Source organism: uncultured Aquimarina sp., from assembly GCF_947492405.1.
GTDB lineage: Bacteria > Bacteroidota > Bacteroidia > Flavobacteriales > Flavobacteriaceae > Aquimarina.
Genome location: NZ_CANLMP010000001.1, coordinates 237,734 through 251,365, shown reverse-complemented (window position 1 = coordinate 251,365; position 13,632 = coordinate 237,734). Strand labels below are relative to the sequence as shown.

Genomic DNA, 13,632 nt, shown 5'->3' with positions numbered 1-13,632 from the left:
ACTTATTGTTTTTTTGGAGTGTTCTTTTTACTAGCTTCTTTCTTTTTTGCTAACTCTTTACGTTTTTTCTCTATTTCTTTCTTTTGCTTTCGGATCTCTTTTTCCTTCTTAGCTTTCTCTTTTTCTTCAGGTGTTTTCTTCCTGAAAATATCTTTAAAAAAGTCTTTGGTCTTTACTATAATACCCTTCTTCTTATCATCCTCAATTTCTTCTTCAGCGGCTTCTTTAATTACTTTTTCTCCTTTTTTGAAATAAAGCGTATCATTGGTATTATGGCTAATCCATCTACCGTGTTTTTTATTATTTTTATATTTACCACTAACTAATAAAACACCTGATTCTGTAAACTCCTGATATGTACCGGAAAGTGCTCCTTTTTGCCAATTAGATATTTTTTTTATTTTTCCATTTTCATACCAATTCTTCCAGGTATCATCCCTAAGACCATAATAAAAATCTCCTTGTTCGGCAATTCCATTACCTCTGTAAGTCTTATTATATTCTCCATGTAAAATTTGACCATCACCACCTCCAAAAGAGGAATGAATTTTTCCACTTTTATACCAATGATATTCTTTTAAATCTTGATAATTGGATGCTTTCTTGTTAGAAACGTAGAATGTATAATTATAATTATCATCAGAAATAACCTTTCTCGTTACATCTTTGTTGATATACTGGGTAGATCCGAATAGCAAAATTAGTGTAAATAACAATTTCATTTTGGGTAAATTTTAGGGTTTGCAAATAAACTACTTTCATCCGAAAAAAAGAACAAAAAACGCAGTTTTTTGATAATCAACTATATACAAACAATCAAGAAAAAACATGACTACGATACACATACCCCTACGTAACCGTAGTCATTGATTTCTGAGTAAAGTTAATCTGACTAAAATGCCTACCATAACCATCAAACTAAACCATTACTATATACATGTGTCGTGAGTGATCATTTTGTTACCCCCTCTTTCTTGATTTTTTTTATTTTTTTTTACTTTAAGAAAAATATGACATACAAAAATCAACTTCTTATCAAAAAGATGTAATAGTTAATTTTCATAACAAAGAAATTTAAAGTCGAAACCTGCTTTTGAGTTTCTAAAACAGAAAAATGGCTAAGCTACCTCTTGACCTGTAGAAGCTTCCCAGATCTTAAACCATTCTTCATCTGTTATCTGAAGTGATAAAGAATTTACAGCAGACTGAATACGATTTATTTTTGTAGACCCCATTACCGGTACTATTCCTGAAGGATGTTTTAGTAACCAGGCGGTTAATATCTGATCAGCAGAAACATTGTACTTTTGTATTAATTGATTCACAACTTTGTTGATTCTAACAACTCTTTCATCTGGTTGCTTCGAAAAAAACTTCCCACCGGCTAGTGTAGAATATGCCATAGGTTCTATGTTATGCTTTATGCACTGATCTAAAGAACCATCAATAAATGGTGCTAAATATAATGGTGATATTTCTATTTGATTGGTCTGTAGCGGAAAAGAATCGTTTAACATATCGAACTGAGAAGTATCAAAATTAGATACTCCAAAATTCTGTACTTTACCACTTGATTTTAGTATTTCAAAAGCTTCCGCTATTTCTGAAGGATTCATTAGAGGGCTAGGTCTGTGAATCAACAACATATCTATATAATCTGTCTGTAAATTTATCAATGATTGTTCTGCAGACGCTATAATATACTTTTTGGTTGTCTTATAAGATTTTATCTTATTATTAGGTCGATTAGGTGTCACTAACCGAATACCACATTTAGTAACTAACTGTATTTTATCTCTCAGCGAACTTTTACCTTTGATGGCATTACCAAATAATGCTTCTGTAGTATAATGACCATAAATATCTGCATGATCAAAAGTTGTAACACCAATAGCAATACAATCTTCTATTAATTTTTGAGATTCCTCAATGCTAAGATTTGCTCCCCATTCTCCCCAGTTCATACATCCTGCTACTATTCTAGAAAATAATGATTCGCTTTTTGAAACCTTTGTATTCATTTTATTTAATTTTTAGACTATGAATCTATGATATATATCTTATCAATAATTTATTGCTTCATATATCAATCTCTGAATCTCCGACCTAATATCATTAGATATCAGTTTACGATTAGCAGAATCAGGAAACGTACGATTACTTAAAAATACATAGATTATTTCTTCATCAGGATCTGCCCAGGTAAATGTGCCCGTAAAACCACTATGTCCATAGCTATTCATTGATATACAGCCACAAGTGGGACCCACATCACCTAACTGGGGTTTATCAAAACCTACTCCTCTTCTTACACTTTTATTACAATAAGTACAGGTATTAAATTCTGCTATTGTCTGACTACTTATATATTGTTTACCACCATAGTATCCTCCATTAAGATACATTTGCATCATTTTTGTAACATCGTTGGCATTAGAAAATAGTCCTGCATGGCCTCCAATACCTCCGAACATCGCTGCACCTTGATCATGAACATATCCATGAATAATTTCTTTCCTATATGCTTGATCATTTTCAGTCGGAACAATTTGTTTTTTATCAAACCTATTTAACGGCAAATATCCCATTTTGCTTGCCCCCATAGCTCGATAAAAATGTTGTTGAGTTAAAGCATTCAGGTTATTTCCATAATGTTCTTCAATAAATGATTTCATTAAATAATACGGGAGATCACTGTATTTATAACTAAGTCTATTTCTTAATTCGCTATCTTTTATTCGTAACATCAAAGAATCTTTCATATCACTTCTCAGATACAAATTACTAGTTACCTTAATATTAAATTCATCAGAAAGTTTATTTCTATAGTATTTCTTATCAGGTCTCGTAGTAGCAGTATCTAGCGTTTTTAAGTAAAAGGGAATCCAAGCTCTTAATCGTGCGTAATGCGACAACATCGACCTTACGGTAATATCCTTTTTATTAGAATCACTAAATGAAGGTAACATCTCTCCAACTCTAGTATCCAAAGACAAAATACCTTTATCCTTCAACTCCATTGTTAATGGTAATGTAGAAAGAATCTTTGTTAAGGATGCTAAATCATAAATATCTGAACTTTTAACTTTCCGAGATTTTGAATAGGTATGATATCCATAATTCTTATTAAAAATCACTTTACCTTTTCTCGCTACAATTAATTGTAAGCCAGGTGTCATCTCTTCTTTTAATGCTATATTCACTATAGAATCAATACGTTCTAACTTATGAGAGTTCATACCTACGGTTTCCGGTATACCATATGTAAGACGTTTTAAAGGTCTTGTTTCAAATCCTGTTCCTAAAGGAAAATCTTCACCAAGACTTACAGGGAGTTTCCCTTTCGCCTCTATAGCTCCAAAAAGCAATTGAGCAGCTTTTTGTTGAGCAACCGGACTATTTTGATATGCCATTAAAACGCCTTCGAAGTTTGTGGTTGTCTGAAGATCTAGCATTGCATATGGGCGAGAAAAAACACTTAACACCGTATTATTAAGTCTTGCTATTTCATACAACCATACCAATTCTTTATCCTTAAACTTATAATCTTTCCAGGGATTATCGTTTGATTTATGCAAACCAACAATAACGTAATTATAGTTTCGTAACTGATCTAATATATCAGGAAGCTGATTACCTTTTACCCAATCTACTTTGGTATACTTATTCAATTCTTCTAAAAAGATTTCTCCAGAATCATCTCCTAAAGAAACATATGCTACTTTTTTAAGATCCAGATTCTTAACAGGTAATATTGCCCTATCATTTTTGATTAAAGTTAAAGAATTCTCTACCAATTTATGATGTAAAACCTCATTGGCTATACTGTTAAGCTCTTCTGTAAGGTATTCTATTTTTACAGGTTTGTATTTATGAAGTCCTGCCTTGTATTTTGCTTGTAATATCTTTTTAACAGAACGCGACAAACGTTCTTCCGTAATTTCGCCTGCATAATAAGCAGATACAATTTTCTGAGATGCCAAAGGAACATCTTCAGATATTAAAAGAATATCATTTCCTGCTTTCAAAGCTGCCAGATCAATATCACCAGGTGCTTTAAAATCAGAAGCTCCTTTCATATTTAAAGCATCTGTGATGATTAATCCTTCAAAGCCAAGACTGTCTTGCAAAATATTAGTAACCACGTTCTCAGAAATCGAAGATGGATATCCTGATCGAGGTTCTAAACTCGGAATATTAAGGTGTGCCACCATTACACTAGATAATCCATCAGCAATTAGTTTACGATACGGATATAGCTCTATACTATCTATTCTTTTCTGATCAAAATTAATAGTTGGTAGTGTTTTATGTGAATCACTATCTGTATCTCCGTGACCTGGAAAATGTTTTGCACTTGCTAGCACTCCTTCTTTTTGCATTCCTTTCATGAAAGCTAATGCCTTTTCTGTAACATTATCTTTGTCTTCGCCAAAAGAACGATTTCCAATAATTGGGTTTTTAGGATTCGTATTCATATCAACAACAGGGGCAAAATTAATATGAACTCCTAACCGTTTACAGTGTTTAGCAATTTGTCGCCCAGTCTCTTCAATTAAATCATTATCCTGAATAGCTCCTAAAGTCATATTCCAGGGAAAAGCTTTAGTAGAATCCAATCGCATAGCTAATCCCCATTCTGCATCCATCCCAATAAGCAGAGGTACTTTGGAGAGTTCTTGATATTCATTGTTTAATTTAGCCTGACGTTTTGGTCCTCCTTTAGAAAAAATGATTCCTCCAATATGAAACTCTTCTATCAGTTTCTTTATTTTATCTGTCTCTTTCTTCGGTTTTGAAGAAAAGACATCTACCATAAATAACTGACCTATTTTTTCCTTAAGTGTCATTCTGTTATAAATACTATCTACCCACAATCTTTGGACATCATATTGATCTTTAACAACAAGTGGATTTAATGGAGTTATATCTGTTTTTAATTCAATAGTAAGCGAGTCAGACTGGTTTCCGTTAATCGAATCTTCTATCTTTAAAACATCAGATTGTTGAGAATAAACTGACAATGTGAAAATAAAAATTACATAGGAAAAGTATTTTTTAAAAGTATATCGCACAAAAAAACTAATTTAAAAAACGGTTATGCCAACTCTCTTTAGCAGGAACTTCCCAATCTGTCTTATATTCGGCAATATTAGTCACAAGGTTATTAAACACAATAGTATTCGGAGAAACAGATCGGTTTTTTGCCATTTTTCTAAAGTCCGTAAGGGATTTATATGCAACAAACTCTCCTTGTTTATAAGAAACATTCATTTTATCCATCAAATCCACATTGTAATCGCCTTCTAATTTCTGTATGAAATGTACAGAAGCATCTATAGAACATCCAGTTGCTTCATTAACATTTTGATCTAGAGCAATACTAATAAACCTTTTATATTTTATATCATATCCTGCCTTGAGATCGGATCCGTGTGCAGTCCATTGTGTTATAAAAGCATCTAACTTTTTTCTTATCTCTTCTAATTCCTCTAAAGTAAAGGATCTGTTTGCCTGATATATCCAAATTCTCGAGGTATCAGGGAGCTCATTAAAATCTACTAACATCAGCTTTCTTTTTATTCTCTAAAATAACAAAAACTATTTCTAATTGTTGCAACAAAAAAGAGTTAATATGAACAAACATATCAACTCTTTTATTATTGTATTTCATTTATTAAAAAATACTTTTATAAATCTTGGGCATTTGCAATTAATTCTGCTACATCCATCACGTCAATACTATCTTCTTTTTCTTTATTTTTAACACCATCCGTCATCATAGTATTACAGAAAGGGCAACCAGCTGCGATAATATCTGGCTTTGTTTCCAGAGCATCCTCTGTTCTCTCGACATTAACGTCTTTATTTCCTGGTTCTGGTTCTTTAAACATTTGTGCTCCTCCTGCTCCACAACATAATCCATTGCGCTTGCAGCGTTTCATCTCTATAAGCTCCACTTCTAATTTCTTAAGAAGATCTCTAGGCGCTTCATACACATTATTCGCTCTACCTAAGTAACAAGGGTCGTGAAAAGTAATACGCTTTCCTTTAAACTTTCCTCCCTGCACTGTTAATCTTCCTTCATCTAGTAAGGACTTAAGAAATTGTGTGTGGTGCATAACTTCATAATCACCTCCTAATACAGGATACTCATTTTTTAGCGTATTGAAACAATGAGGACAAGCGGTAACTACTTTCTTTATTTCATAAGCATTCATTACTTCGATATTAGTAACTGCTTGCATTTGGAACAAGAATTCATTACCTGATCTTTTAGCAGGATCACCGGTACAACTTTCCTCAGTACCTAATACAGCAAAGTCTACATTGGCACTATGAAGTAATTTCACAAAAGCCTTAGTAATTTTCTTGGCTCTGTCATCAAAACTACCAGCACAGCCTACCCAAAATAAAACTTCTGGCTTTTTTCCTTCAGCCATATACTCTGCCATTGTTGGCACCTTTACTGTTTCACTCATATGTATTTACTATTTATATATTATGATTTCCGTTTGAAAAATTATTCAAAACAAAAATTCATATTTAATCGTGTTTACCGTCGTCAAAAACTTCTATGGTTACTACTCTTTCTACCAGTTCAGTAAATTTACCAGTATATCGAGTAGCTTTTACCAAGTGATTATCAATCCAATGATAATTTCCTCCTCTTGGTTTCCCCATTAAAAGACTATGATATTTAAACCCATGTTTATTTAACCAAGTCTCTGTAACTTCTCTATGTTCTTCTGTTCTGGATGTAAAAAAGCATATAATATGCCCTTCTTCATACCATTTATTCAATGTAATTAATGCATCCGGGAATGGTTTACAAGTAGCCATTCTCTCTGGTTCTTCATTAGGAACATCTTCTGTAATTGTTCCATCAATATCGATAAGATAATTTTTAATCCCTTCTGGTAAAACAGGACTGATATGTTCTCCAGCTTCTATCTTATCATGCAATAATTTCTCTACTTCTTCCTTCTTCATAATTTCTAAATTCTCTTAAATTTTAAAGTTTATGGTTAATAGTTATGGTTAATAATATTATATTTTTTATTCCTGACTCCAGTTTAATCTATCCATTTGGTTAAATGGCCAAGGAGCTCCATTATTTTCTATATTAGACATCATATTGTTTAAGTCTGTTGGTGCTGCACTTTGTTCCATTACTAAATATCTTCTCATATCCATAATAATAGATAACGGACTAATACTTACAGGACAGGCTTCTACACAAGCATTACAACTGGTACAAGCCCATAATTCTTCTTGAGAAATATAGTCATTTAGTAATTGCTTACCGTCATCCACAAAACTACCATTCTTATCAATATTATCTCCAACTTCCTGAAGACGATCTCTGGTATCCATCATAATTTTACGAGGCGATAACTTCTTTCCTGTCTGGTTTGCCGGGCATTCACTAGTACAACGCCCACACTCTGTGCAGGTATATGAATTAAGCAATTGTACCCAGTTTAAATCCATTACATCTGATGCTCCAAACTTTTCTGGTTCAGCTTCGGCTTCATCATCTGCCGGAGCTGCAAATGGATCTGCATTAGGATCCATCATAAGCATCACCTCTTTGGTAACCGCTTCTAAGTTATCCATTTGCCCTTTTGGTTTTAAATCGCCATAATAGGTATTAGGAAATGCTAAAAGAATATGTAAATGTTTGGAGAAATATAAATAGTTTAGAAAAACTAATATTCCAATAATATGCATCCACCAAGCTCCTCTTTCTACTAGAATTAATGTTCCTTCGGACATTCCACTAAATAATGGTGAAATATATTGGCTTATTGGATATGCTCCTGCTTTTATATAATGTTCTGCGCCCAAATATTGTAACTGTAGATCCGCTGCATTCATCACTAGGAAAAGCGTCATCAATACCATTTCGAAATACAGAATCAGGTTTCCATCATTTTTTGGCCAACCTTTCATTTCAGGGTTCCAAAAACGTTTAATTCTAATTACGTTACGTCTGATCCAGAATATAACTACCCCTACAAATACTAAAAACGCTAAAATTTCAAAAGAACCTATTAGGAAATCATAAAGACCTCCTAAAAAAGCAAATATTCTATGGGTTCCTAAAATACCATCAATGATTATTTCCAGTACTTCAATATTTATAATAATAAATCCTAGATACACTATAATATGTAATGCACCAGAAACCGGTCTTCTTACCATCTTAGACTGTCCCAAGGCAATACGCGCCATATTATTGAAACGTTCTTTTTTATTATCTGTTCGATCTACATCCTTACCCAATCGAATATTACGAATGACTTTTCTAATGTTCTTAGTGAAATACCCAATTCCTGCTATTAAAGCAATTGTAAAAATGATATTAGGAATATACTGCATAGTTTGATAGTAGTTAGTTTATTGAATCTGTTGGTTTTACGTACGGCTTATTCTTTTTTCCAAAGACAGAGACATTAACGTATCTTGTAGGGTTCAATCGAAGATCCTGAAGTAATAATTCTAGTTCTTTACTGGCTTTTTCTAAATTACCATATAATTTATCGTCCTTAAGTAGTTTCCCGGCAGTTCCGTTTCCAACTTCTAAATCTTTAGAGATTTTCTCAAAATTAGCTAATACACCATCTAAATCATTAACCAATTTACCTATGTTGACCTTTGATAAGGAATCCGAGAATTGGTTAAGGTTTGTTGACATTTCGTCTAGATTAGAAAGTGTTTTATTTAACTTCCCTTCATTACCTGACAAAATATTGTTCAAAGCTCCAGACGCTCCTTTAAAGTTTCTAACCGTAACACTTAAATCGTTAAATATAGAATTCAAATTATTTTTATTATCAACTGATAAAATTTCATTTACAGAAGTTAATAAAGTATCTGCATCTTTTATTGCGGATTCTAATTTGAGCTGAAGAGGAGTTAACTGCTCATTTACCAGTTCGAGAAGACCTGCTTCTACCTTTCCTGGAAGCGTATCCTGATCTTTTGCTTCTAACCCTTGTTCATATATAGGTTCTATTGCAAGGCTTTTACCTCCTATTAAACCTCCTCCATAAACCTTTGCTAAGCTATTTTTAGAAAAAGCAAACTTATTATTGACATTAAATTTAACCAACAACTTCCCATTAGTATCGGCAAAACTAATAGAGATCACTTTACCAACGACTAAACCATTTATGGTAACAGGAGAAGATGGTATTAAACCTTCTACATTATCGTATATAGCATAAAAAGTCCTATCATCATTCAAAAGGTTTTTACCTTTTAAAAAACTATAACCAAAAATCAAAAGTGCTATAGCACACAGTGCTAAAATTCCTGTTTTAACTTCGCGAGTAAATTTCAAAATAGCATATATTTAGGAAACAAATTTAGAATAAAAAAAATACTTCTAAAGATTATTAACGAATGAATTCTCAGTATTTATTTAGATTAATTCGATGAAGCATCCATTTTTAACGCTTCTGTAAGTGGAATTAATTCATTATCCTTAAATGCAACTACAAAACACGAGGTGTATCCTTTCTCTACAGCTACTCCTTTTAATTCCTTGATTAAATTATAATTAGAAGTGTTTCCGAAATAATATTTATACAAGTCATCAAACTGAACTTTCGATAATTGATCCAGTCCATTAAAATTTTTCGGGTCAAGCTCAATATCATTAGAACCTGCTGCAATCTGAACTTTAAAAATTATATCATCATATAATTGCTCTCCCACTATTTGTGTTATAGAATCATTAGTAACTGTTTTTTGGATTTCAGGTTCTGGAACATAATACGCTGCATCCAAACTTTCCTTATAGTCTACGATTGATTTAATTATGGATTTAGCCATTTCTTCCTGACCTTTTTTAGAATTAAGATACTTTCCTTCTTTATTATTGGTAAGAAACCCTAATTCTATAAGTACGCTTGGCATATATGTTTGATGCAATACAACAAAACCAGCTTGTTTTACTCCTCTACTTTTCCTTTTTAATGTTTTATTGAATCGATTCTGCACAAAACTTGCTAACGTAAGGCTTTGATCAAGATACTCTTCCTGCATTAATGTTAATCCAATAATAGATTCTGGAGAATTGGGATCAAACCCATCATAGTTTGCTTCATAGTTATCTTCCAGTAAAATAACCGAGTTTTCGTTTTTTGCGACATTAAAGTTTTCATCATTAGCGTGCAAACCGAGTACAAATGTTTCTGTTCCATATGCTTGAGAATGATGAGAGTTACAATGAACAGATACAAATAGATCTGCCTTTGCTTTATTTGCTATACTCCCTCTCTCATGTAATTCGATAAATTTATCATCCTTTCTAGTATATACTACTTTAAATCTATCGTCCTTTTCTAAAGCCGTTCCAACTGCTAATACTACTTTAAGTGCAATATCCTTTTCTTTATAACCATTTCCTCTATTTCCAGGGTCATGTCCACCATGTCCAGCATCCAAAACCACGACAAACTTTTCCTTATAACTATCCGGAGCTACTGATATAGAAAATGCAGACAGTATAAAAATCAATACAATCGACAAGGAGCTATATATTATTTTCTTTTTCATAATTACACAAAATTATCACTTAGCTTGAAACATTACCTAATTGTTTCCGTATTTAGTATAATAATTCTAAAATCATAAGGTTATGATCTTAGAAATTACAATACAAGTTTTATTTATAATAACGTTAGAGCGCTGTATTTGATATAAATATTTATTTTTTTACCAATTACAATCTCTACATAAAAAATATATGTAATTTTGGCACTTCAAAAACTAAGCCATAGTTTTACAAAAATAGGATTTAAACCATTGCAAACAACGGTACGTAACATACTTTATTCACTAAGTTTTTCACTATTTTGTATTTGTTATACAACTGCACAAGAGTTTGATAAAACCACTAAGAAACCAGTTCCAGTTCAAAAGGATACTCTTTCTATACCTAAAAACACTGTAGATCCGAAATCGGAAATACTACAGAATGAGAAAGATCAAGACACCACCAAAAAAGATACTGTTGCTGAACCACCACAATTATTGACAGATAAAGTAAAGTATAAATCAACTGATTATATGAGACTTAGTCGTAGAGAAAACAAAATGTACCTCTACAATGAAGCTGAAATCATATATGGTGAAATGCAAATTAATGCAGGACTCATTATCGTCGATAATGCTAAGAACGAAGTATACGCATATGGTATTAAGGATTCTGTTGGCGATTATTCTCAGACTCCAGTTTTTAAACAAGCACAGAATATAGTAGAACCAGACTCTATCCGTTTTAATTTTGATACAGAAAAAGCGCTTATTTACAATTCCAGAACCAAACAAGGTGAAATGAATGTTAAAGGAGAAGTGTCAAAAAGAGTGAATGACTCTGTAATATATATGAGTAATGTAAAATTCACCACTGCAGAAGACGTTGATAATGCAGATTATTACTTTTATGCAAGACGGATAAAACTAGTGCCAAAAAAGAAGATTGTAACTGGACTTGTTAATATGTTTATCGCAGACGTTCCTACTCCTCTTGGTTTACCATTTGGGTATTTCCCTTTACAAGAAGATAGAACTTCTGGGTTTATTATTCCTAGTTATGGAGAAGAAAATAATAGAGGATATTTTCTTCAGAATGGTGGATACTATTTTGCACTTAGTGATTTTGCAGATTTAACTGTGACTGGTGATTACTATACAAATGGTAGTTACACACTCCTAGCGGAATCCGCATATGCAGTACGTTATAAATATAGAGGTAATGTTCGTTTTAGGTTTGAAAATAATCTAACTAGCGAAAGAGGATTTCCTGATTTTGCTAGAACTACTACATATAACCTTCAGTGGTCTCATAACCAGGATGCAAAAGCTAATCCTAATTCGAGGTTTTCTGCATCGGTAAATTTTGGAAGTAGTGACTTTTTTCAGCAGTCTACAAATCAGTTAAATACTGGTAATTTCTTAAACAATCAGCTTAGTTCTTCTATTTCCTACGCTAAAACATTTCAAGGAGATCCTCAGGTGAATGTCAATTTAGCCGCCACCCACAATTCTAATACTCAAACAGGAATAGTTAATCTTTCTCTTCCTAATGTAAATGCTAGTGTATCACGAATATTTCCTTTTGCTCCAAAAGTGGGTGTTAAAAAAGGAATTATTCAAAATATCAATACACAATATAACTTTAGAGGAGAAAATAGAATTCAGACTACGGATGACGAGCTTTTTACTTCTGAGATGTTTAGAGGTGCTAGTATAGGAATGCAACACTCTATTCCTATTAGTACTAATTTTAAGATCTTTAAATATCTAAGTGCTACAATGGGAACAAGCTTCCAGGAGAATTGGGTATTTGAGGTTATCAAACAGCGTTTTGATGAAGATGCCAATGAGGGCGTAGGTGAAGTGGTAAGAGACACGGTTACAGGTTTTGATGCATACAGAACTTATAATTTTTCTACTAGTTTAGGAACCACTATCTATGGTACCTTTAACTTTAAAAAAGATAAAAAAATACAAGCGATCCGTCATACAATGAGACCTTCTATAAGCTATAGTATCAATCCAGCTTTTGATCAATTCTATGATGAATATACTATCCCTGATGATCCGAATACACCAGATATTGATGAAACAGTTGTTGAATATTCGCGTTTTGAAGGTGGTTTCTTTGGTGCACCAAGTAATACTTTTTCGAGTAGTGTAGGATTCTCTCTTAGCAATAACCTAGAAGCAAAAGTAAGAAGCAGAGACACCACCGCTACTGAACCCAAAAAAGTAGTACTATTAAATAATTTGAATTTTCGAACTGCTTATAATATTGCTGGTGACTCACTTCAAATTAGTCCTTTATCAATAACCGGAAATATCCCAATAGTTCAGAATAAATTAGATATTAATTTTAGTGCTGAGTTAGATCCTTATGCATTAGACAACAACAACCGTAAAATTGATGTTTGGAACATTGAGAATGGAGGTAGTTTATTTAGGTTAACAAGAGCCAGTGCTAATTTTGGATACTCGTTCTCAAGCAAAGATTTTGAAAAAGGAAAATCTGATGAAGACCCTTTAACGAACCAGACATTAAGGAATGGTGGTAGGCCTGATAATCTATTTGGTGGGGGAACAGATTTTAGAGAAGAACAAACATATCGACAAAACGATAATAATCGTGAACAAAAGGATGTCAAAAATTATAATTACAAAATCCCTTGGTCCTTACGTTTATCATACACAGTTAATTACAGCAATAACGCACGACAAAACGAAATATCATCTCATTCTATTATGTTCTCCGGTGATGTCGAATTAGCTCCTAAGTGGACTGTAGGCGTATCTTCTGGTTATGATCTTAAAAATCCAGGATTTACATATACCAACCTCAGATTCCAAAGAGACTTAGACAGCTGGAATATGAGTTTTAACTGGATTCCTTTTAGTGAAAGAACATCCTGGAACTTCTTTATTGGAATCAAATCTTCTGTTCTTAGTGATATTAAGTACGATAAAAGACGAGAACCGGACAGACAACTTTAATATAGGTATGAGGTTTAACCCTTCGACACGCTCAGGGTAAAGGTTTGAGGAATTAAATTTATGAAATCTATATAAACAATAATACTT

The 13,632-nt window shown here is 32.7% G+C and carries 10 protein-coding genes; 1 reads left to right on the top strand and 9 read right to left on the bottom strand.

Annotated features, from left to right (window positions below; genetic code table 11):
- Nucleotides 1-2 precede the first annotated feature (2 nt).
- The 9 genes from Q0829_RS01070 to Q0829_RS01030 all read right to left on the bottom strand — a co-directional run bounded on the left by Q0829_RS01070 (nucleotide 3) and on the right by Q0829_RS01030 (nucleotide 10,569).
- Complete coding sequence (locus Q0829_RS01070) at nucleotides 3-722, bottom strand: hypothetical protein (protein ID WP_298538916.1); 720 nt, start codon at nucleotides 720-722, stop codon at nucleotides 3-5.
- 396 nt (nucleotides 723-1,118) lie between these two features.
- Nucleotides 1,119-2,021, bottom strand: a complete 903-nt coding sequence (locus Q0829_RS01065) for an aldo/keto reductase family oxidoreductase (protein WP_298538915.1) — start codon at nucleotides 2,019-2,021, stop codon at nucleotides 1,119-1,121.
- Nucleotides 2,022-2,063: 42 nt separating this feature from the next.
- Complete coding sequence (locus tag Q0829_RS01060; RefSeq protein ID WP_298541187.1) at nucleotides 2,064-4,928, bottom strand: glycoside hydrolase family 3 N-terminal domain-containing protein; 2,865 nt, start codon at nucleotides 4,926-4,928, stop codon at nucleotides 2,064-2,066.
- Nucleotides 4,929-5,082: 154 nt separating this feature from the next.
- A complete protein-coding gene (locus Q0829_RS01055; protein ID WP_298538914.1) occupies nucleotides 5,083-5,568 on the bottom strand; it encodes an ABC transporter ATPase in 486 nt (161 codons plus the stop codon).
- Nucleotides 5,569-5,690: 122 nt separating this feature from the next.
- Nucleotides 5,691-6,482, bottom strand: coding sequence for a (Fe-S)-binding protein (locus Q0829_RS01050; RefSeq protein ID WP_298538911.1), 792 nt, complete (start codon nucleotides 6,480-6,482; stop codon nucleotides 5,691-5,693).
- A 64-nt stretch (nucleotides 6,483-6,546) separates the two neighbouring features.
- The gene (locus tag Q0829_RS01045) at nucleotides 6,547-6,993 is read right to left on the bottom strand and encodes a phosphoheptose isomerase (protein WP_298538910.1); all 447 of its coding nucleotides are present in this window, start codon (nucleotides 6,991-6,993) and stop codon (nucleotides 6,547-6,549) included.
- 66 nt (nucleotides 6,994-7,059) lie between these two features.
- Nucleotides 7,060-8,385 (bottom strand): (Fe-S)-binding protein, encoded by a 1,326-nt coding sequence (locus tag Q0829_RS01040; RefSeq protein ID WP_298538908.1) that lies wholly within the window; start codon nucleotides 8,383-8,385, stop codon nucleotides 7,060-7,062.
- Between the two features lie 13 nt (nucleotides 8,386-8,398).
- Nucleotides 8,399-9,349 carry an MlaD family protein gene (locus tag Q0829_RS01035; protein ID WP_298538906.1) on the bottom strand — a complete coding sequence of 317 codons (951 nt, stop codon included), beginning with the start codon at nucleotides 9,347-9,349 and terminating at the stop codon, nucleotides 8,399-8,401.
- Between the two features lie 86 nt (nucleotides 9,350-9,435).
- Entirely contained in the window at nucleotides 9,436-10,569 is a 1,134-nt protein-coding gene (locus Q0829_RS01030; protein WP_298538904.1) for an N-acetylmuramoyl-L-alanine amidase, read from the bottom strand.
- A 198-nt stretch (nucleotides 10,570-10,767) separates the two neighbouring features.
- Here Q0829_RS01030 and Q0829_RS01025 point away from each other — a divergent pair, with 198 nt between their 5' ends.
- A complete protein-coding gene (locus Q0829_RS01025; RefSeq protein WP_298538902.1) occupies nucleotides 10,768-13,545 on the top strand; it encodes a putative LPS assembly protein LptD in 2,778 nt (925 codons plus the stop codon).
- The last annotated feature ends 87 nt before the right edge of the window (nucleotides 13,546-13,632 follow it).